This is a genomic window from Aeromonas sp. R10-2, assembly GCF_040908445.1.
In the GTDB taxonomy this organism is placed as follows: Bacteria; Pseudomonadota; Gammaproteobacteria; order Enterobacterales; family Aeromonadaceae; genus Aeromonas; species Aeromonas veronii.
In genome coordinates this window covers 1-19,682 of the sequence record NZ_JBFODS010000028.1, presented here as the reverse complement: position 1 = coordinate 19,682, position 19,682 = coordinate 1, and the positions used below count along the sequence as shown (strand labels likewise).

26 protein-coding genes are annotated in these 19,682 nt (G+C 60.0%); 16 read left to right on the top strand and 10 right to left on the bottom strand.

Annotation, left to right across the window (positions count from 1 at the left end; translation table 11 throughout):
• The first annotated feature begins 54 nt into the window (after positions 1 to 54).
• The gene (locus AB5Y97_RS06160; RefSeq protein WP_040067030.1) at positions 55 to 912 is read left to right on the top strand and encodes a DMT family transporter; all 858 of its coding nucleotides are present in this window, start codon (positions 55 to 57) and stop codon (positions 910 to 912) included.
• 4 nt (positions 913 to 916) lie between these two features.
• Here the strand turns inward: AB5Y97_RS06160 and AB5Y97_RS06155 are convergent, their stop codons facing one another.
• Positions 917 to 1,504, bottom strand: a complete 588-nt coding sequence (locus AB5Y97_RS06155) for a uracil-DNA glycosylase family protein (protein WP_201946749.1) — start codon at positions 1,502 to 1,504, stop codon at positions 917 to 919.
• A 99-nt stretch (positions 1,505 to 1,603) separates the two neighbouring features.
• On the opposite strand from AB5Y97_RS06155, the gene rarD reads away from it, so the two are divergent.
• On the top strand, positions 1,604 to 2,494 hold the full coding sequence (gene rarD, locus AB5Y97_RS06150; RefSeq protein ID WP_201946751.1) for an EamA family transporter RarD: 891 nt from the start codon (positions 1,604 to 1,606) through the stop codon (positions 2,492 to 2,494).
• On the opposite strand, the gene AB5Y97_RS06145 is transcribed toward rarD, so the two are convergent.
• The gene (locus tag AB5Y97_RS06145; RefSeq protein WP_368157376.1) at positions 2,476 to 3,210 is read right to left on the bottom strand and encodes a substrate-binding periplasmic protein; all 735 of its coding nucleotides are present in this window, start codon (positions 3,208 to 3,210) and stop codon (positions 2,476 to 2,478) included. The genes rarD and AB5Y97_RS06145 overlap by 19 nt on opposite strands.
• A gap of 44 nt (positions 3,211 to 3,254) precedes the next feature.
• On the opposite strand from AB5Y97_RS06145, the gene AB5Y97_RS06140 reads away from it, so the two are divergent.
• On the top strand, positions 3,255 to 3,599 hold the full coding sequence (locus AB5Y97_RS06140; protein WP_123172323.1) for a GIY-YIG nuclease family protein: 345 nt from the start codon (positions 3,255 to 3,257) through the stop codon (positions 3,597 to 3,599).
• 90 nt (positions 3,600 to 3,689) lie between these two features.
• Here the strand turns inward: AB5Y97_RS06140 and pspG are convergent, their stop codons facing one another.
• The 4 genes from pspG to AB5Y97_RS06120 form a co-directional block, all read right to left on the bottom strand.
• Positions 3,690 to 3,908, bottom strand: a complete 219-nt coding sequence (gene pspG, locus AB5Y97_RS06135; protein ID WP_005335871.1) for an envelope stress response protein PspG — start codon at positions 3,906 to 3,908, stop codon at positions 3,690 to 3,692.
• 48 nt (positions 3,909 to 3,956) lie between these two features.
• Positions 3,957 to 4,163 carry a PspC domain-containing protein gene (locus tag AB5Y97_RS06130; protein WP_043826074.1) on the bottom strand — a complete coding sequence of 69 codons (207 nt, stop codon included), beginning with the start codon at positions 4,161 to 4,163 and terminating at the stop codon, positions 3,957 to 3,959.
• A 2-nt stretch (positions 4,164 to 4,165) separates the two neighbouring features.
• The gene (pspA, locus tag AB5Y97_RS06125) at positions 4,166 to 4,828 is read right to left on the bottom strand and encodes a phage shock protein PspA (protein ID WP_201946753.1); all 663 of its coding nucleotides are present in this window, start codon (positions 4,826 to 4,828) and stop codon (positions 4,166 to 4,168) included.
• Positions 4,829 to 5,038: 210 nt separating this feature from the next.
• Positions 5,039 to 5,767: a 1-acylglycerol-3-phosphate O-acyltransferase gene (locus AB5Y97_RS06120; protein ID WP_201946755.1), complete on the bottom strand. Its 729-nt coding sequence runs from the start codon at positions 5,765 to 5,767 to the stop codon at positions 5,039 to 5,041.
• 185 nt (positions 5,768 to 5,952) lie between these two features.
• Between AB5Y97_RS06120 and AB5Y97_RS06115 the strand changes: the two genes are divergently transcribed.
• Genes AB5Y97_RS06115 through AB5Y97_RS06100 form a run of 4 tightly spaced genes read left to right on the top strand, consistent with a single transcriptional unit; the run spans position 5,953 to position 9,697 of the window.
• Positions 5,953 to 6,330, top strand: coding sequence for a hypothetical protein (locus AB5Y97_RS06115; RefSeq protein WP_005354882.1), 378 nt, complete (start codon positions 5,953 to 5,955; stop codon positions 6,328 to 6,330).
• A 52-nt stretch (positions 6,331 to 6,382) separates the two neighbouring features.
• Positions 6,383 to 8,425 (top strand): protein-disulfide reductase DsbD family protein, encoded by a 2,043-nt coding sequence (locus tag AB5Y97_RS06110; RefSeq protein WP_368157375.1) that lies wholly within the window; start codon positions 6,383 to 6,385, stop codon positions 8,423 to 8,425.
• Positions 8,426 to 8,434: 9 nt separating this feature from the next.
• Positions 8,435 to 9,178, top strand: coding sequence for a DsbA family protein (locus tag AB5Y97_RS06105; RefSeq protein ID WP_227095305.1), 744 nt, complete (start codon positions 8,435 to 8,437; stop codon positions 9,176 to 9,178).
• Positions 9,179 to 9,181: 3 nt separating this feature from the next.
• On the top strand, positions 9,182 to 9,697 hold the full coding sequence (locus tag AB5Y97_RS06100; RefSeq protein WP_368157374.1) for a protein disulfide oxidoreductase: 516 nt from the start codon (positions 9,182 to 9,184) through the stop codon (positions 9,695 to 9,697).
• A gap of 61 nt (positions 9,698 to 9,758) precedes the next feature.
• Here AB5Y97_RS06100 and AB5Y97_RS06095 read toward each other — a convergent pair whose 3' ends face one another.
• A complete protein-coding gene (locus tag AB5Y97_RS06095; protein ID WP_227095306.1) occupies positions 9,759 to 10,583 on the bottom strand; it encodes a LysR family transcriptional regulator in 825 nt (274 codons plus the stop codon).
• A 130-nt stretch (positions 10,584 to 10,713) separates the two neighbouring features.
• Here AB5Y97_RS06095 and AB5Y97_RS06090 point away from each other — a divergent pair, with 130 nt between their 5' ends.
• The 6 genes from AB5Y97_RS06090 (at position 10,714) to AB5Y97_RS06065 (ending at position 15,188) form a co-directional block, all read left to right on the top strand.
• Positions 10,714 to 11,592, top strand: a complete 879-nt coding sequence (locus AB5Y97_RS06090; protein WP_227095307.1) for an NAD(P)-dependent oxidoreductase — start codon at positions 10,714 to 10,716, stop codon at positions 11,590 to 11,592.
• Complete coding sequence (locus AB5Y97_RS06085; protein WP_335827264.1) at positions 11,589 to 12,341, top strand: SDR family oxidoreductase; 753 nt, start codon at positions 11,589 to 11,591, stop codon at positions 12,339 to 12,341. Before AB5Y97_RS06090 ends, AB5Y97_RS06085 begins: the two co-directional genes overlap by 4 nt.
• Positions 12,342 to 12,643: 302 nt before the next feature.
• Positions 12,644 to 12,928 (top strand): DnaJ domain-containing protein, encoded by a 285-nt coding sequence (locus AB5Y97_RS06080; protein WP_024943298.1) that lies wholly within the window; start codon positions 12,644 to 12,646, stop codon positions 12,926 to 12,928.
• Between the two features lie 23 nt (positions 12,929 to 12,951).
• Complete coding sequence (locus AB5Y97_RS06075; protein WP_223919972.1) at positions 12,952 to 13,494, top strand: hypothetical protein; 543 nt, start codon at positions 12,952 to 12,954, stop codon at positions 13,492 to 13,494.
• A gap of 12 nt (positions 13,495 to 13,506) precedes the next feature.
• Entirely contained in the window at positions 13,507 to 14,274 is a 768-nt protein-coding gene (locus AB5Y97_RS06070) for a hypothetical protein (RefSeq protein ID WP_200164329.1), read from the top strand.
• Positions 14,275 to 14,285: 11 nt separating this feature from the next.
• Positions 14,286 to 15,188, top strand: coding sequence for a hypothetical protein (locus AB5Y97_RS06065; protein ID WP_200164328.1), 903 nt, complete (start codon positions 14,286 to 14,288; stop codon positions 15,186 to 15,188).
• 85 nt (positions 15,189 to 15,273) lie between these two features.
• On the opposite strand, the gene AB5Y97_RS06060 is transcribed toward AB5Y97_RS06065, so the two are convergent.
• Positions 15,274 to 15,597, bottom strand: a complete 324-nt coding sequence (locus AB5Y97_RS06060) for a hypothetical protein (protein WP_200164327.1) — start codon at positions 15,595 to 15,597, stop codon at positions 15,274 to 15,276.
• A gap of 246 nt (positions 15,598 to 15,843) precedes the next feature.
• Between AB5Y97_RS06060 and AB5Y97_RS06055 the strand changes: the two genes are divergently transcribed.
• The gene (locus AB5Y97_RS06055) at positions 15,844 to 16,095 is read left to right on the top strand and encodes a hypothetical protein (RefSeq protein WP_039039818.1); all 252 of its coding nucleotides are present in this window, start codon (positions 15,844 to 15,846) and stop codon (positions 16,093 to 16,095) included.
• Positions 16,096 to 16,243: 148 nt separating this feature from the next.
• Positions 16,244 to 16,618: a hypothetical protein gene (locus AB5Y97_RS06050; RefSeq protein ID WP_200164326.1), complete on the top strand. Its 375-nt coding sequence runs from the start codon at positions 16,244 to 16,246 to the stop codon at positions 16,616 to 16,618.
• Between the two features lie 129 nt (positions 16,619 to 16,747).
• On the opposite strand, the gene AB5Y97_RS06045 is transcribed toward AB5Y97_RS06050, so the two are convergent.
• Positions 16,748 to 16,960, bottom strand: a complete 213-nt coding sequence (locus tag AB5Y97_RS06045) for a hypothetical protein (RefSeq protein ID WP_210549439.1) — start codon at positions 16,958 to 16,960, stop codon at positions 16,748 to 16,750.
• 341 nt (positions 16,961 to 17,301) lie between these two features.
• Here AB5Y97_RS06045 and AB5Y97_RS06040 point away from each other — a divergent pair, with 341 nt between their 5' ends.
• The gene (locus AB5Y97_RS06040) at positions 17,302 to 18,060 is read left to right on the top strand and encodes an NYN domain-containing protein (RefSeq protein WP_201894588.1); all 759 of its coding nucleotides are present in this window, start codon (positions 17,302 to 17,304) and stop codon (positions 18,058 to 18,060) included.
• 252 nt (positions 18,061 to 18,312) lie between these two features.
• On the opposite strand, the gene AB5Y97_RS06035 is transcribed toward AB5Y97_RS06040, so the two are convergent.
• Positions 18,313 to 19,581, bottom strand: coding sequence for an IS4-like element ISAeme4 family transposase (locus AB5Y97_RS06035; RefSeq protein WP_041206016.1), 1,269 nt, complete (start codon positions 19,579 to 19,581; stop codon positions 18,313 to 18,315).
• Positions 19,582 to 19,682 lie beyond the last annotated feature (101 nt).

Below are 19,682 nucleotides of genomic sequence, written 5' to 3'. Positions count from 1 at the left end.
TTACTGGATATCAACCGGCACGCTACCCTCCGCTCATCTGAAGTGGGAGGTGGTATGAATGCAGTAGGGATCGGCATCCTTTATCTGGTGCTGGGCAATATGGTGGCGGTTTTTTCCGATGCGCTGGTCAAGGTGCTGGAGCCGGATCAGCCCATCTTCCAGTTTGTCTTTTTCCGCCAGCTCTCGGCCGCCATTCTGCTGATGCCCTGGCTGCTCTGGTCATGGCGCCGCAACCCACCGGTGGCCATCAAGTGGCACCTGCTGCGGGCCCATATTTGGGCGGTCGGCGTCTGCCTGATGGTGGTGGCCCTCACCCGCTTGCCGCTCGCCACTGCCAATGCCCTCTTCTATGCCGCCCCCCTGATGATGGTGCCGCTGGCAGTGTGGATGGCGGGGGAAGCGATCTCGCGCCAGAAGGTGCTGACCGCTGTTATCGGGTTTATCGGGGTACTGATCGTGCTGCGCCCGACCGAAGTGAACTGGGCCGCGCTGGCGGCGCTCGGGGTGGCACTATCGATGGCGCTCAACAACCTGCTGATCAAGCGGATCCCGCTCAAGCAGCCCATCGCCCAGACCCTGTTTTTCACCAACGTGCTGAGCATGCCCTTTATTCTGGCGCTGGCATTGTGGGAAGGGGGCGACTGGCAGTGGCAGATGTGGTGGCCCGCCTTCGGTTCTTCGGCGCTGATCATGGTCTATGCAGGATTGTGCGTGGTGGCCTATCGCAAGGCGGAGGCGAGCAAGATCGCCTCGGCGGAGTACACCGGTCTGCTGATGGCGGTGGCCATCGGGGTGTGGCTGTTTGACGAGCAGCCCGGTCTGCCGCTGCTGCTGGGCTGTATCTGCATCGTCCTGCCGCTCATCGCCATGGCGCGCAGCAAGCCAAAACCGCTGGCCGAGCCGGCGGTTTAAGCACTCAGGGTCGTGCCAGCAAAGGGGCGACCCTTTGCTGCAGATGGGGGACGATCTCCTGCTCGAACCAGGGATTCTTCCTGAGCCAGAGGGTATTGCGCGGGGAGGGATGCGGCAGCGGCAGCCAGCCGGGGCCATAGTCGGCCCAGCTACGCACCGTGTCGGTGAGCGATCCCTTGGCTGCCCCCCGCAGATAGTAGGCTTGTGCATACTGGCCGATCAGCAGGGTCAGTTCGATATTGGGCAACAGCATCAATACCTTGTCGTGCCAGGTGGGCGCACATTCGGGGCGCGGTGGCAGATCGCCGGATTTTCCCCTGCCGGGATAGCAGAGCCCCATCGGCATGATGGCGATGCGGGATTCGTCGTAAAAGGTGGCCTTATCGACACTGAGCCACTGGCGCAGCCTGTCACCGGAGGGGTCATCCCACGGGATACCGCTGGCATGCACCCGGGTGCCGGGCGCCTGACCGATGATCAGCAAGCGGGCACTCTCGGCCCCGCGGATCACCGGACGAGGCCCCAGCGGCAGATGAGCCTCGCACAGACGGCAGGCCCTGATTTGCTCAAACAACTTATCGATTCGCTGCATGACGTTGATAGTACCAGCATTTCCCTGTTTTCCCTCTTGTGGAAACAAGGCGCGCCCCCTACTATCGCCATGAGCGTTTAATTTAATAAACGGAAAATAATGAAAAACTGGCTAGGTACCGGCACCGCGACCCTCTCCTTCATCCTGTGGGGGATGCTGCCGCTCTATTATCAATTCATGCCCGAGGTCAACATGTGGGAGCTGATCTCCCACCGGGTGCTCTGGTCTGTGGTGCTGCTGGGTGCCCTGTTTTTGCTGCTTGGCCACAAGGTGCCCTGGGCACAACTGCGCAGCGAGCCGCGCCAGCTCGGCCTCATTCTGCTGGCGGGCCCCGTCATGTCCATCAGCTGGTGCATGTTCACCTGGTGCCTCACTACCGGGCAGGTGCTGACCACCAGCCTCGCCTTCTTTATGACCCCGCTGTTCAATATCGTATTCGCCGTCATCTTCCTCAAAGAGCGACTCACCCCGCAAAAGCATCTGGCGGTCGCCCTGGCGCTGGCGGGGCTCGCCTACATGCTCTTCTGCTACGGCCAACTCCCCTGGTTCTCCCTCATCATGGGGGCCAACTTCGCCTGCTACGGCCTTATCAAGAAGAAGATCCACTACGACACCGGCTCCAGCCTCTATCTGGAAGCCATGGTGCAACTGCCCGTCGCGCTGATCATCATCGGCACGCTGGCGTGGCACGGGGAAGGGGCATTCGTGAACGGGGATCTGGCCGACAAGCTGCTGCTGATGGGCAGTGCGCCCGCCACCCTGCTGCCGGTGGGGCTGTTCTGCTACGCGGTGGCGAGAACCCGGATGAGCACGGTGGGGCTGCTGCAATATATCGAGCCCAGCCTCGCCTTCCTGCTCGCCATCTACTGGTTTGGTGAGGCGCCGGACCCCATCAAGGCAGTCGGTTTCACCTTTGTCTGGGCAGGTCTGCTGGTGAGCCTGTTGCCGCTGCACCGACTCAAGCGCCGCCCTCATGGCGTACCGCGATAAGACTCCAGCACCTTGTGCCAGCGGGGATCTCTGTCCATCTGCTCGGCGATGTCGTTGAGGGTGGCATGCAGCTCGGGACGGGATTTGGGCAGCAGGATATGGCGGGTATAGCTGGATTGGGGGAAGGGTGAGATAAACAGCTTGCCCTGATAGTGCTGTGCGTCGATGAAAAAGCCCAGCGATGAACCACTCACCAGCGTCACATCAATGCGGCCGCGCACCAGCAGCTCGAGGTTGGTCTTCACCTTCTTGGCATCCTGACGTACCAGCTCGCCGCGGCTGGCCGCATCATCGATCCCCTGATAGCGGTAGCCCTCCACCCCACCAAACACCAGCCCCTTGAGGGAGTCAGGCCCGCGATAGGTGACCGGGTTGTCGATGTTCGAGACCAGCTCGTTGGTGTCGCACATCACCGGAAAGGTCCAGAGATAGCGCTCGCGATGGGGATCCCCCACCCAGGCGGGATTGACCCAGACCACCAGACCATCAAAGTCGGGATCCGCCATCTCCAGCGCCAGCCGGGCGCGATTGACCAGCCAGAGCTCGATTCTGGGTTCACCCCCCAGCTTTTCATTGAGATACTTGACCAGCTCGCGGCTCAGCCCTGCATCCACTCCGGTGTTGAAGGGGGGATGCTGATGGTAATCGTAGAGACGGATCGTCTCCCCCAGGGCTGGGACCGACAACAGTAACCACAACCAAAACCAGACTCTCATCGCACCTCCTTGAGCTGCCTCTGAGTTTGGCACAGAGAATTTGAATGAGAGAACCAGCGACCACCACTCCAGCGCCGCAACCATCCGCCCCTTCCCGCTGGTCTGTCTATATGGTGCGTACTGCCACCGGCCTGCTCTATACCGGGATTAGCACAGATCCGCTGCGCCGCCTGCGCCAGCACCAGAGTGGCAAGGGCGCTCGCGCCCTGCGCGGCAAGGGGCCACTGACGCTCGCGTGGCAACAGGAAGTCGGCGAGAAGGGGGCAGCCCTGCGCATCGAATATCGCCTCAAGCAGCAGCCGAAATCCTTCAAGGAGCAGCTGATCCACAGCCCGGCACTCTGGCAGAGCTGGAGCCCCCAGTGGTTACCCGCAGCCACCCAGCCTTGAGGACGACAGGCAAAAAAAGGCCACTCGATGAGTGGCCGGAAAGGGGAAATCAGGGAGCATCACACAACGTCTTGCACAACCTCAGGCGGGTTAGAGGTAGGTATTGGAACGCTTGCTGCGGTTACTGATCAGCCAGCAAACTGCCAGCACCAGCAACAACCAGGGGGCCAGCTTGATGATCAGAGCAAGCATGCCGCCCAGTGCCCCAAGCAGCACGAACAGGCCGCTCACCAGCAACATGGCTACCAGGGTAAAACCGGTCAGGGCCATGACCAGCAGCACCACCAGCAATATGAAAAATTCCAGCATAACTTGCTCCTTATCAGTACCTTGTCTGCCGGCTGATCAACCCTTTGGTCAATCCAGCCAGCGCTTCAATTCATAACGGGGCGGCATCATCAGCACCGCCAGCAGATAGGCGGCCAGTGCCAGCGGCGGCATCAGGATCAGGGCGAGCAGTGCCACCACCCGCACCGTGACTCTGGAGACCCCCAACCGCCTGGCAATACCGGCGCAGACCCCGGTCAGCTTGCGATGCACCAGATCCTTGGGCCAGGGGCTCATGATTACACCTCCGCCTTCTGGCCTTTGAGGCGAGCCAGCTCGCGCTCGATCTCGTCATTGAGCTCCAGCTCGCGGAACTGGGCCTCCAGCGAGGGATTCTGCCCCAGGGTGGCCGCCTCCAGCTGGGCTTCCAGCTGATCGACCCGGCCCTGAAAACCGTCAAAGCGCGCCATCAGCTCATGCATACGCTGGTTGTCCACCTGAGCGCGGGCACGAATGCGGCTGTGGACGGTCTGCTCGCGCAAGGTCAGCAGTTTCTGCTTATCGCGCGCCTCGGTCAGCTTGGCAGCCAGCCGTTCGCTATCGGCGGTGAGCTGGGCCAGCACCTCGGCCACCCGGGCCTTGTCCTGCTCCAGCTGTTCACATTTTTTGACCTCCGCCAGCTTCTCGGTGAGGGCGGCGCGGGCCAGATCCTCACGTCCCTTCTGGATGGCGAGCGCGGCCTTGGCCGACCACTCCAGGATCTGCGCCTGCAACCCCTGCTGGTGACGCTCCAGCTGTTTCTGTTCGGCAATCACGCGGGCGGCCTGGGTACGCATCTCGACCTGCACCTGCTCCATCTCTTCGATCATCAGGCGCAGCATCTTCTCCGGCTCTTCACTCTTGTCGAGCAGGCTGTGCAGGTTGGCATTTATCACGTCGGTCAGGCGGCTGAATACGCTCATGGTCTGGCTCCTTGTTGATGGGATGGCTATCTCTTCCCATAGCATTACAAGAGCCGTGCCAAGAAAAATTATTGTTGTTTTACATATAGATGGAAATTTACCGAGGAAATTCAAGGAGGGTTTATTGGTGAGAATAGCCAACCAGGTGGTGATTTTTACCAACAAAAAAGGGAGCCTGTGGCTCCCTTGTCGATTCGTCTGCGCTATCCGTCAGGCGGCGTGGCTGTGGCCCAGCTTGCTGTCCAGTTCAGTCAGCTTGGCATCCATCCGGGCGCGGCAGGTGTCGGAGAGATCGCGAATGCCGCTGGCACCGTGCTCCTTGCTGCAGACCGGCGCCATCACTTCCACCAGCACTTCGCCATTGTCCCAGCGATTGAGGTCGACCTGACCGAAGTAGCTGGAGCAGACGATGGGCACCACGGGGACTTCAGCCTGTACCGCAGTGTGGAAAGCGCCCGCCTTGAATGGCAGCAGGCCACGTCCCTGAGAGCGGGTCCCTTCCGGGAACATCCAGATGGAGGTGCCGCGGTTCTTGATGCGATCCACCACCTGACCTATGGTGCCGATGGCACGGGAGCGGTTGGAGCGGTCGATCAGCACGTTGCCGGAGAGCCAGAAGATAAGGCCGAACAGCGGCAGCCAAAGCAGGCTCTTCTTGCCCACCGCCACCACACCGGGCTGCACCGCACCGGTCACGGTGAAGATGTCGAAGTTGCTCTGGTGGTTGCAGACGTAGACTGCCGGGCCGACCGATTTGACCTCGTCGGCCACCGTCACCTTGACTCGCAGCCCGATCAGCGGGCAGACCGCGTGATACATGCGGGCGAAGACATAGACGTTGTTGGGATGGCGCGGACGAACCAGACAGAGCAGCAGGCCGAACAGGAACCAGAAAATGAGCAGCAGACCAAGCAGCAGCACACGGGCAATTTTGAGCATCGAACACCTCGAGTTTTAACTCGGCGCAGTATACTGATCCCCCTTTTAGCGAACAAGCGTTCGCCAAACAGAACCGACCACCCTCCCCGTCGCGCCACCCACAGTCCTGCTCATCAATACGTCGCCGACTTGCCCCACCCGCCATTGGTCGTTAGGATGGCCCCATCTTGATGGACGGGGCGAACATGATGTTGCAACAACGGGTAGCGAAACATCTCCTGCTGCTGGTCTGCCTGCTGGTGCTCAATTGTGCTGCCCAGCCGCTGGCCCGGCTTGCCCTGCTCGATCACGCCCTCAGCTGTCAGGCACTGCCTGTTCCAGGCTCGGCAACGGATCAAGAGGATGCCAAACCGGCCAGCCCACAGCCCACCAGCTGCCAGCTCAACGGCAAGTGGCTGAGCGCCGCCACCCTGCTCTGCGTCGAACAGCTCTTCTTTGCCGTGGCCGTGCTGATCGCCCTGCTGGCCCCCCTTTGGCGCTACACACCGCCACTGCCCCCTCCCAGAGTCATCTCGCCGCCCGAGCGGCGTCTGCACCTCACCCTGTGCGTCTGGCGGGAATGAGTTCGGCAGCGTTCTTTCGTTAGCTGTCACTCATTTTTGCGAGACTAAAAAGATGTCGAATCTCTTCAAGGCGGCCCTGCTACTGGGCGGTCTGCTGTGGCAATCCATGGGATTGGCCAGCGACACGGGCTGGCTCACCAGCCCACAGAATGATCACGCCCGGGTACGGCTGCAGGCCGACCGCAGCACGGCAGATCAGACCCGCATCCTGCTCGATGTCGAGCTGGAGTCAGGCTGGAAAACCTACTGGCACAGTCCGGGAGAAGGGGGCATTGCCCCCCAGATCCTGTGGGATGAGCCGGTCGGTGCCTTTCAGTGGCGCTGGCCGGCGCCACGCCACTTCGAGGTAGCCGGGCTCAGCACCCAGGGTTATCAGGGTGAGGTGACCTTCCCCCTCAGCCTCAACTATCCTGCTGGGCAACCGCTCAAGGGAACTCTGCGCTTATCGACCTGCAGCAACGTCTGCATCCTGACCGACTTCCCCTTCACCCTGGCGGTGGATGGGCGAGCGCCAGCCGGTTTCGACTTCGGCTGGGCCAAGGCCATCAGCAACCTGCCCCAGCCGCTGCCTGCTGAGACCCGGATCGAGCTCGGTTATCAGCACAACCAGCTGCAACTGCGCGCCGAGCGGGCAGAAGGCTGGCAATCACCAGCGCTCTTTATCGACGCTCTGGAGGGTGCCGAATTTGGCAAACCGGCGCTTGAGGTCGAAGGCAACACCCTGATCGCCCGGGTGCCGGTGAGCGATGGCTGGCAGGGGGATGCGCCGGATCTGCGCGGCCAACCCCTCGGCCTGCTGCTCACCAGCGGCGAACAGGCGTGGCAGGGCAAGGGGACGATCGGCGCACCACTCGCACTGCCCAACCAGAGCCATTCGCTGTTCTGGTTGCTGGGAGCAGCGCTGCTCGGCGGCCTTATCCTCAACCTGATGCCCTGCGTGTTGCCGGTGCTGGCGCTCAAGCTGGGAACTGTGTTGCAACATCAGGAGCGTGAACAGGGAACAGTACGTAAGCAGTTCCTCGCCGCCAGCGCCGGGATCATCGCCTCCTTCTGGGTGCTGGCCGCCATGAGCAGCCTGCTGCGCGCCACGCAAGGGGCCGTCGGCTGGGGCATCCAGTTCCAGAGCGCCGGTTTTATCGGCTTGATGGTGCTGGTCACCCTGCTGTTTTGCGCCAACCTGTTGGGGCTGTTCGAGATCCGCCTGCCCAGCGCCCTCAGCACCCGCCTCGCCACCAGCGGCGGCAACGGCCTCGGCGGTCACTTCCTGCAGGGGAGCTTCGCCACTCTGCTGGCGACCCCCTGCTCGGCCCCCTTTCTCGGCACTGCAGTGGCCTTTGCGCTGGCGGCGCCGCTCGGCCAGCTCTGGCTGATTTTCACGGCATTGGGGATTGGCATGAGCCTGCCCTGGCTGCTGGTGGCGGCCCTGCCACGGCTCGCCCTCTGGCTGCCGAAACCGGGGCGCTGGATGAACCATCTGCGCATCCTGCTCGGCCTGATGATGCTGGGCTCCAGCCTCTGGCTCACCAGTCTGCTCGACAACCATCTCGGTCGCTATGCCACCAGCTGGCTGATGGTTGCCATGCTGCTGGCACTGCTGGCTGGCATTATCTGGCGTTACGGCATCCGTGGCTTCACGCTGGCGATCGCCCTCGCCGCCCTGATTGGCAGCCCCCTGCTGCTGAGCGGTGCCTTTAGCGCACAGGACTCGGCCAGCGTTGACAAGGTGGTCTGGCAGCCGCTCTCTGAGCGCGCCATCACAGATGCGCTGGCCCAGAACAAACGGGTCTTTATCGATGTCACCGCCGACTGGTGCGTTACCTGCAAGGCCAACAAATACAACGTGTTGCTGCGCGATGAGGTACAACAGGCCCTCTCAGCCCCCGATGTGGTGGCCCTGCGCGGCGACTGGAGCAAACCGAACGACACCATCGCCACCTTCCTGCGTAAGCGGGGCTCGGCGGCCGTCCCCTTCAACCAGATTTACGGCCCGGAGTTGCCGCAGGGGGTCACGCTGTCACCCCTGCTCGACAAGGACGATCTGCTTACCACATTGCACAAGGCTGGCCTGCTTCAGGCTGGCACCACCCGATTTTAAGGAGCAACCATGAAACCGACTCTGAGCGCCCTGACCCTGCTGGCCTCCCTTTCCGCAGCCCTGCTGGCTCCGGTCCTGCACGCCGCCCCCTTCACCCCGGAGCAGGAGGCGCGTATCAAGGAGCTGATCCGCGAGACCCTGATCGCCAACCCCAAGATCCTCGACGAGGCCGCCGAATCCTGGGAGAAACAGAACGCGGCAGCCCAGGAGGGGCAGCTTGGCAACTTCATCAAGGGCAACAAGGATGTGCTGTTCAACAGCGCCACCAGCCCGCGCCTCGGCGCCAAGAACCCCAAGCTGACGCTGGTGCTGTTCACCGACTACAACTGCCCCTACTGCAAGCAGTTCGATCCCCAGCTGACCAAGCTGCTCAAGGCCTATCCGGACGATCTGGGGCTGGTGATCAAGCTGCTGCCGTTCAAGGGGCAGACCTCCGCCAAGGCGGCCCAATACAGCCTGACCCTGTGGCAGCAGGATCCCGCCCGCTTCCTCACCCTGCACGACAAGCTGATGAGCAAGCAGGGAATGTTGACCGAGGCGGACATCAACAAGGCGCTGGCAGCCACCGGCAACACCGCGCTCAAACCGGCCGCCAAGGCGACCGAGGAGCTGCGCAACAGCCTGCGTATCGGCACCATTCTGGGGGTACAGGGCACACCGGCGACCCTGATTGGCAACCAGCTGGTGCCGGGCGCCATCCCCTATGAGGAGCTGGAGCAACTGGTGCAGGCCGAACTGGCCAAGCAGGGGTAAGCGATGACCACCAACCCTCAACCCCGCTGGCGCCGCTGGGGCAAGGAGGCGCTCTGGCTGCTTCTGATGGCACTGGTCATCTCGACGTTGCTGGATCTGTGGCGCAGCCCGACCCTGCCAGAGGGGGCGATGAGCACCCCCGTCACCCTGCAGGATGGCAGCAGCACGGATCTCGCTACCTTAAGCCAGGGCAAGCCGCTGCTGGTCTACTACTGGGCCAGCTGGTGCGGTGTCTGCCGTTTCACCACCCCGGCCGTGCAGCAGCTCTGGCAGGAAGGGGAAAACGTGCTGACGGTGGCACTGCGCTCCGGCAATTCGGAACAGTTAGGCAAAGGGATGAGCAAGAAAGGGCTCACCTTCCCGACCCACAACGACGAGTCGGGGGATCTGGCCGCCAAGTGGCAGGTAGGGGTCACCCCGACTTTTCTCGTTATCAAGGATGGGACGCTTGTGAGCAGCACCACCGGCTGGAGCTCGAAGTGGGGCTTGCAGCTGCGGCTCTGGTGGGCGTCGCTCTAGCCACGCAACAACATTGCCTCAACAGGGCCATCCCACCGGATGGCCCTTTTTTATGCCGACATCAGGCGGGGAGCTGCATCCCGCGCACCTGCTCCAGCAGGGCGGTCACCGCCGCCGAGCGCAACGCATCCGGGGCGTAGCAGAGCCCCACCCGCCGCTTGAAGGAAGAGGCCGCCAGCTCGGCGACTGTACAACCGGGCGGACAGAGGGAACGGGGCAACCAGCCGATCCCCGCCCCGGCGGCCACCATAGTCGCCGCCAGTCGCAGCGACCCTGCCCGCCGCGGATAGAGCGGCGCCTGATTGCCGAGGATGGCGATCAGCCGCAGGTGGGAGTCGTGGCGCGGGCAGGTGACCCAGGGCTCGTCCGCCAGCTCAGCCGGCGTTAGCGCCCCCTTGCCCGCCAGCGGATGATCCGGCGGCAGCACCAGCACAAACTCCTCTTCCAGCAGGGGAATAAAGAGCTCGTCGCCACAGCGCAGGGATTCACACCCCAGCCGCACATCGCCACAGCACCCCTCCTCCAGAGTCAGCAGGATCTCCTCGTGGGCGAGCGCCCCTTGCACCAACGCCCCCACCACACCATCGCCAAGGTCTGCCTCAATCCCCACCGTCAGCTCGAGGCAGGGGGAGGTTTCACGAAACTCGCGGGCGAGGGAGTCGGTGTCGGCGATCAGCCGCTTGGCGCGGGGATAGAGCCGGTGCGCCGCTTCGGTCCCCTCCACCCCGCGCGCCTGCCGCGCAAACAGGGTCACCCCCAGCTCATCCTCCAGCGTTTTGATGGTGGTGGAGAGGGTGGGCTGGGTAATGAAGAGGCGGGTGGCGGCCGCCGTGATGTTGCGCTCCTCGAAGACAGCCACAAACGCACGCAGGGTTCGCACATCCATAGAATTCACCTATACCAGACAGTCATAAAAGCCATTTTTCACGGCGAAACGGGGCAAATATAGTGGCTTACCTGCCACAAGGCATCCCAATTTTCTATGTCAGCGTCTATCAACACAGCCAGGAGCCATCATGCGCCATCTCTCTGTCATCGGCCTCGGGGCCATGGGCTCCGCCCTCGCCACCACCTTGCTCAAGGCGGGCCATCCGGTCACCGTCTGGAATCGCAGCGCCGCCAAGGCAGCACCGCTGCAGGCGTTGGGTGCAACACTCGCCCCCTCGGTTGGCGCGGCCATCGCCGCAAGCGATATCACCCTTGTCTGCGTCGATAACTACGCCGTCAGCCAGCAGTTGCTGGATGAGGCAAGCGATGCGGTGGCGGGCAAGCTGCTGGTGCAGCTCTCCACCGGCAGCCCGCAGGGGGCCAGAGCGCTGGAGAGCTGGAGCCACGCCCGCGACGCCCGTTATCTCGATGGCGCCATCCTCTGCTTCCCGGATCAGATCGGCACCACTGATGCCAGCATCATCTGTTCGGGGGCCAGCGATGCCTTTAGCGACGCCGAGCCGGTGCTGCGCCTGCTCGCCCCTACCCTCGACCATGTGGCCGAGGCGGTGGGCGCCGCCGCGGCGCAAGATTGTGCCGTCGCCGCCTACTTTGCCGGTGGTCTGCTCGGTGCCCTGCACGGCGCCCTGATCTGCGAGGCGGAAGGGCTGCCGGTGGCCAAGGTGTGCGCCCAGTTCAGCGAGCTCTCGCCGATCTTGGGGGGCGATGTGGCCCACCTTGGCAAGACGCTGGCGAGCGGCGATTTCGATCACCCCTACGCCAGCCTGAAAACCTGGAGCGCCGCCATCAGCCGCCTCGCCGGTCATGCCACCGACGCCGGGATCGACAGCCGCTTCCCACGCTTTGCCGCCGATCTGTTTGAGGAAGGTGTGGCACAAGGATTTGGCCAGCAGGAGGTCTCGGCCCTCATCAAGGTGCTGCGGGCGCGCAATGGAGCGGCGCAATGAACGAGCTGACCAACCAACCCCAAATTGCGCTGGTCACCGGCGCCGCTGGCGGGATTGGCCGCCAGCTCTGCATCGGGCTGGCCGAGGCGGGCTATCGGGTGATCGCCACCGATCTGGCCCCTCACGCTTTCGACCATCCCGAGATCCACTTTCATCCGCTCGATCTGCGGGATGAGCAGGCCATCGAACGCCTCTTTGCCGAGATTCGCGCACAACATGGCGGCGTCCATCTGCTTATCAACAACGGCGCCATCAGCAAGTTCCACACCCGCTTCGAGGAGCTGAGCGCAGCCCAGTTCGATCAGGTGATGATGGTCAATGTGCGCGGCGCCATGCTCTGCGCCCGCGCCTTTGTGCAGGTCAACCGCGGGTTGCCCTATGGCCGCATCATCAATATCGCCTCCACCCGCTGGCAGCAGAACGAACCGGGCTGGGATGCCTACGGCGCCTCCAAGGGGGCGCTGGTCGCCCTCACCCAGTCCCTCGCCAACTCGCTGGCCGACTACCCCATCACGGTCAATGCTATCAGTCCGGGCTGGATCCAGGCAGAGGATTACCACACCCTGACCGAGGCGGATCATCGCCAGCACCCGAGTGGCCGGGTCGGGCGCCCCGACGACATCACCCGCGCCTGCCTCTTTCTGGCGGATCCCCAGAACGACTTTATCAACGGCGCCAATCTGGTGGTCGATGGCGGGATGAGCAAGAAGATGATCTACCACACCTCTGCCTCCTTCTGGGAGGAGTAACCCCTGCGGCGGCAGCCCGATTTGCGCTGCCGCTGACATATCCCGCCATCTCACCCCACACTTGCCCTGCCCGTTTTTTCATCGCTTTTGCCCCGCCGCCCTTGCACTGGCCAGACCGACTGGCAACAATAGACGCTCAACTGACACCTCTTCATCTCGCCCGTTAATTGATCGCCCAACTCATCGCGTTGGCGGGCTGTTTCCGTTAAAATGACGGGTTTTTGCCGAGCCTGGTTTGCCGACGTTGCGCCACCAGGTCGACACAGGATGAATTCCACCATGCCAGTGAGGCAGGATCCGTCATGAACAACTACTTCCGGGTGCTGGGCGTCAAGTCCAACGCCAGTGAAAACGACATCAAAAAAGCCTATCGACGGCTGTCGAACCAGTACCACCCCGACAAGCTGCACGGGGCGAGCGAAGAAGAGAAAGAGCAGGCAGCCGCCCGGCTGCACCAGGTAAAGCAGGCTTATGAAGTGCTGTCCGATCCGAAACAGCGGGCCGCCTTTATCAAGGATTTCAACAACGTCATCGTGACCGATCCCGCTGCTGCCATGCAGGAGATGTGGGACCAGTTCTACCCCTGAGCCACCAGGCAAGAAGAGCGACTATGCAAAAAAAATGGGACCAGGCACGGCTCAAGGCCCTGCAAAGCGATGCCAGCGAGAACATCGAATCCTACCGGGATCAGGACGACCCCAAGGGTCTCGAGCAGTTCACCGACCAGATGAAGACCCTGCTGCTGGCCGACATGAGCATGCTGGAGTTCATGCCCGAATACCTGCCGCTTGCCCTCTATGGCCGGGTGCAGTTCCCGCCCAAGGCCAAGTCGCAGTGGAACAAGTGGCTCGCCAGCGGCGAGCAGCCCTCCTGGGACGAGTTCAAGGTGAGCGTCGGTTTCAACAACGCCATCCTGCCGCTGGTCAAGGCGGTGCGGGCCCAGAGCGAAGATCAGCTGATGGAAGCCTGCGCCGTGCTGTTCTTGCTCGACAACCCGCTGCCGCGCGGCAGCCACCGCGGTGATGACGACTATGAGCTGCGGGACGAAGAAGAGGAAGACGGGGAAGATGCCGACGCCGACTACCACGGCGGCAGTGACCGCTATGGTGATGACGACGGCGATCAGGATATGTACGACGAAGTCCGTTTCTAATTGGGGCAAGGCATGAGCAACAGTCTGATAGAAATTACCGCCATCGAGATCAAAGAGCTGGCCGTCATCGAGCCGAAGCAGGCCAGCGAGAAGTTCGAGCTGATCGCCAAGACCATGTCTGACGACCAGTTGGCAGAAGTGATTGAAAATATTGATATCGTTACCCTGACCCAGATCAACGGCCAGCACGACATCTCCTTCCCCTCCATCATCTCCGAGCTGATGACCCCGGAGCGGATCCGCGACATCGTCTGCCAGCAGCCCCTCTACTGGGAAGAGGCGATCAAGAACAACGCCGACGAACTGCAACAGCACACCTTCGACTTCCTCAACTACCTGATCCGCACCCAGGAGAGCGAGACCAAGCAGCGGGAGATCCTCGAGTGCGTGGCCGAGGATCCGGCCGGCCTCTTCTACCTCGCCATCCCCTTTATCGAGTTTTATCGCGGCGATCGCTATGAAGAGGACGAGGGCTATCGCGACGTGCTGCACGCCGAAGAGGAAGATCTCGAAGAGTCCCTGCGCTACAGCGAGCGCCAGCAGGCCGAAGACAGCCACGACTATGCGCTGGACGACCCGCGCAGCCTCTTGATGCTCATTCGCGAGCTGGCCCCCGAGGTGGAAAAATCCATCAAGTCGCTGCTGCGCAACGAGCACTCCACCTGGGACGGCATCATCAACAAGTTTGCCGCCGAGCTGGTGATGCAGGCCAAAGAGAAGAACAAGGTCGAGGAAGACGAGTACGGTGACGTCGACGACATGTTCAGCTTTCTGGATTAAGGAGCCCATTCATGCAGTTAGTCATTCGCGATGCCAACCAGGGCCCCTTTCTGACCCAGGTGCTGCGCTTTGGCCGCGACAACGAACTCTTGAGTCAGCAGCAGCTCGCCTCCATCAAAGGCAAGGCGGTGCTGATGAGCCTCAAATTCGCCGACAAGTACTACAACAAGTACAAGATGCACCTGCTGGAGCAAGCGGCCCACGACGTCATCGGCGTGGTGAGCCTCGGTCTGCAGGAGCTCTCCCAACGGGATCCGGCCAAGGCACTGGCCCTGTTGCAGGCGCCGGAAGGCCCCATCAAGCCGTTCCAGAAGGGCTGGTCCATGCTCATCACCGTCAGCCCCAAGCAGGCTGGCAACAGCCTCTACGGTGACGTGGATGCGCGCCTGCTGGACAAGATCTCCAGCCCCCCCGATGTGGAGGAGTGGCAAGGGTGGCAGGAGTACGAGAAGGCGCTGACCGAGCACAACAAGAGCCGCCTGATGGCGCTCATCGACCAGCACTTCTTCGCCTGCGAGAGCGACCACCCCACCATGGAGGACAAGCTGGCCGAGGCGCTGCTCTACCGCATCCTCTGCGGCAAGGGCAGCGGTGCAGCCCCCCTCAAGGTGAAGCAGGATCTCAAGCGCAAGCTGGCGCGGGAGATTGAGCTCGACGAGAGCTGGTACGACACCGACTACCTCGCAGCTCAGCTCACGCTGATGCTGGGCGCGCTGCCCGCCGACATGGCCGCCGCCCTGCGTCAGGAGCTGAGCCCGGGCTTTGTGCCCAACCTGCTGCATACCCTCGGCTTTGTGCGCCAGTACCAGCAGTTGCAAAAAGAGGACGCCTCGCCGGAGAAGCTCGACAACATGGAGATGCGCGCCGGGATCCGCCACCCCCTGCTCGGCTGGCCCCTCTACCACGACTTCTGATGACAGGCTTTCCCCTTCACGCTGTTCCAACGCCCGGCTTGCCGGGCGTTGTCATTTTTGCAGCTCGCAGATGGCGGCGCCGACCCTATCGGGCAATGGTCCACATGGCGCTTTGCATCCCGGTCTCCCGAAAATCGATCACCACGGGATAGACGTTGTCACAGCCCGTCACCGTCCAGCGCTCCTGCCAGTGGCGACTGCCCGGCTCCCCCTCGGGAAGTTGCAACACCACGGGCACGAAGCGCTCCGGCGCGTCACACCCCTTGGTGGCCACCCAGGATGCGACCCCCACCATGGCATCCCGGATCAACTGCTGATTGGCCAGGGTACCTTCCTGCACGGGTTCACTCGGGCTGGCCTCGGCCTGGCACACCACGGGAAAAAGCAACAGCAGGGCACAGGGTCTCATCACACCTCCAAAGGGGTCAGTCAAAAAGTGGTTCGTTCGGGGCTTTCATCATGACCCGAAACGGCGCCAGACAGAAGAGGCCACCAGGGGGGAAGCAGGCGCAGGATCCGGGGCGCAGTGGCTTGCACGCAAGGCGGACTACCTCCTAAGCGTCATTGGCCCACATTTTGTCAGGGATATAATGACTCCCCCATACAAACCGCCGGGGAACGAGCCGTGAGCAGAAAGCCGGACCGCATGACCGCCATGCAGCAGATCATCGACGCCGTGAAGGCGGAATTTCCGCTCTACCAACCGGATACCTTCAAATGCGGGCCGGACAACACCTGCATCGGCTGCCCCAAGAAGCTGATGGAGCTGGTGGATACGGACCTCTGCTACTGGCAATATCAGATCGATCGCGGCATCCCGCCCAGCTTCGACGAGCTCAACCGCTTCGGCAAGATGTGCAAAAATATCCGCCGGGCCCTGGTGCGCAATGGCCGCATTCCCGCCTGACGAAAAGCAATATGCTGCCTTCATCGGTTTTTTGTGATGATTTTATCCGCCAGAATGAATCACCACCTTATTTAATGGCTAGGCACGCCTTGTTCACCACCTATCGTGCTGATGGCCGACGCAGGTTCATTGCCCCAAGGAGCACAATATGACTCAGGAAAGCATCCAGACCCGCTACACGCTGGATCCCGCCCTTGCCAGCGCCACCGAGCTGGAGCAGGCCATCGCCCGGGCCATCGAGGCCAACAAGCAGGACTTCTTCCCCCTGCTGGAGCGGCTGGTGGATGTGGGTGACAGCCGGGTCAAGCTCAGCCAGAAGGATCCCCTGCGGGTGCTGGGGGTGGAACTCGACGAGGCTCGCACCGGCGGCACTGCTCGCCTCGGCTACGAATCCAACTTTTCCGAGAGCTGCCGCCTTATCGACGAATACGACCAGCACCAGACCAGCGTGGATTTTACCCTCAACGGGGATCAGCTCGTCTTCGATCTTGAGCTGCCCATACAGTGGAATTTCGACAACTAGGGCTACTCCCCCGCCTTCGCTCAGCGTCCTGCCCATCACAAAAAAGGAGCCTTGCCGGCTCCTTTTTCAATAATTCACCGCATCGCGCGGCTCCTCCCGCCCTCTGCGTCACCCCTCAGGTGAGGTAGTTCAGGTGAGGTAGTAACGCCACGACCGGACCGGTTCGGCGAAACCGACCCGGATGCAGAAGGGCGCCAGATCGTGATTGGCCTGCTCCAGGCTGAGGGTCTGGTGGGTATCTTCCTGGCACCACTGCACAAACTCGCCGCTGTTGAAGCTGTAGTGATCCCCGTGAAAGACTCCGTGGGCCTCGATCAGCCCGATGGCTTTGTCGATCTCCATGATTGGCCTCCTGGCACTGTGCTGATCCCTTTAAGCTTAGCGAGCAGAGGCGAGTAGGGTCGATTAGCGAAGCGTAATCGTCCACGCCATTGGCCCCGTGGTGATTGGAAAAAAGGGAGATAAGAGGGGTTGCAACAGGACAGTGGAAGCCTATTTTCGCGAACGTCTGATTTTGCTTGGCTAAGCAGACCTGCATCCCTTCGTGTAGCAAAATTCAGCACGGATCACGAAAAGAACCATTCGGTTCTGATAAGTTATCAAAAATATTAATTTGTTTTCAGATGTCGGGCTTCGTCAATTTAAGCCAACCTACCAACTTCAATTAGAATTAAAGGCTACACATGAAAGATTTAAATGATCAGAAAAAAATAGCTGTTCTCATTGACGCGGACAATGCACAGTATTCGAAAATCAAACTTATTCTTGATGAAATATCAAAACATGGACATGTAATAACCAAAAGAGCTTATGGTGATTGGTCAAGTGAATATCTTAAAAATTGGAAAACAAGCCTCAATGAGTTAGCTATCCAACCGATTCAACAATTTGCGTACACCACTGGAAAAAACTCAACTGATTCATCATTAATCATTGATGCAATGGATTTACTATACGCAGAAAAATACGATGCTTTTGCAATTATATCTTCAGATAGCGACTTCACAAAGTTAGCATCTCGGTTGCGTGAATCAGAAATGTATGTTTTTGGCGTTGGAGAAAAGAAAACTCCTATATCATTTAGAAACTCATGTGATGACTTTATTTTCACAGAAAACCTCGGTGAACCAATCCCTTCAATAATACATACCGGTCTTGTTAATGTCTCACCTTCTACAGATAACGAAAAAATTCCTCAGGAAATAATCGATGCTTTGTTACAGGGTTGGCTTCAATATAAAGAGGATGATACAGAAAATTGGGCAAATGTAGCCCCAGTGGGAGGCTTGCTAAAAAGGTTAAAGCCAGATTTTGACCCTCGAACTTATGGAGTAAGCAAAACTCCAGAGCTAATTTCAAAAATAGATATATTCGAAATGACAAGATATAAGGGTAAAGGAGGGGTTAATATCGTAGCCTATCGACCTAGGAATATATCCTAGTTGAAATTTTATTCGATGTGACTGCTCACCAATATTTTGTTGAGAGAGCAGAGTTTGAGGCGATCATGCCATGATTTAATTTTGTAGGTTGGATTTATGAATCCATTAACTACTAGAAATAAATTATAAAAGGGAGCGATTTATTCGCTCCCTTCTCTATTAATTATCTGTACAGATCTAGTTATCACCTGACACCGGCCTCAAACCGGTGTCTTGTTTACGCTACTTTAGAGCGCACTCATATACAGGACCTTAAGAAAACACTTCATTTGAAATTCCTTCTAAGGTCCTGTTCTGTATCGATTTTCGCTGCTTGGTTCGACGGGCATTTTTCGCCAAGTAAACGGCAGCCCATTCCAGACGCTCTCTTATTTCCACCAACACCCGATGAGCCACCGCTTCCAATAACGGGAACCACCAGGTTCCGCTATTTTTCGCCGCTTTCAGTGTGGATAAACCGTCCCCCATCAGCGTCTGAGCTACCCGTCTTTTCATCACCAGCGACAACAGGCTGGCCCACACCAGCCCCTCGGCAATGGCTTTCTGACCTGTCACAAAGCCCTTGAGCCGGTTGTGCGACTTCCACTCCTTAAACAGCAGCTCCACCTGCCAACGACAGCGGTACAGGCTCATCACCCGCTCTGCTGGCCATGCCTCTCGTGGCAGATTGGTCATCCAGATACAGAACCGTTTCTCCTCGGCAAACCAGCGTCGGATCAGCCGATACTCGAACTTGCCCGATTTCACCACCATATCCAGTACCTCTGCCCGACAGTGCCGCCGTCCAGCATCCTTGAGTGACAGGCCCGCCAGCTTCGGCACTTCCCGTTCGTCACCGCGCCATGCCCGGATAATCTTCGGGTTCAGGCTCTTACTACCCCTGACCAGATAGAAACCGCCCGCCTCGTTTAGTTTCGCAAAGTAGGCCATATCGATGTAACCCGCGTCCGCCAACAGCAGGCTGTTATTGAGCCGCTCGGGCTCAGGCAGGAACTGGCGCTCTGACGCCGTATCGGCAGAGACCTGCATGCAAACTGGACTTTGCTCCAATAGAGACATGAGCATATGACACTCGATTGCCGCCGGGCTAATGGTCTTGAACCTTCCCGGAAACACTTCGGCCAGGCTTTTGTGGACGGCAAAGGAAGTACCATCCTGCAACAACACCTGTTTGAATGCGCCAAGGGATGCAGTCTTCATCTGTTGGCCGATACGCAAGGCGATAGCCCGTTCAACCAGCGCCTTCATGAACAGGGCGAACGACGCTTTGCGCAACTGGTTGTGAAAGGGCTTGTAGGAAACCTGATGGGCATCAACCAGTTGCAAGGCATTGAAATGATGGTGCAATCCAGCGATACCATCGACCTGGTCGCAGCCAAGTGCCCGCAAGAGTGCAGTCACCAGCATGGCAGGCGTAATGGCTCGTTTGCGCAAGCAAAATTGGCAGTCACGGGCAATGCGGTCGAGTTCGGCAGGAGAGAGAAGTTGCTCAAGATAGTGGTTGGCATCGATAATGGTCATGGCTTCGTGCGTGGCGGTTTTGTTTGGCGATAAAATCAGATCACAATCGAAGCCATTTTTATATCTATTTCAATTGGTTGCTGCTAAAGATCCTGTACATG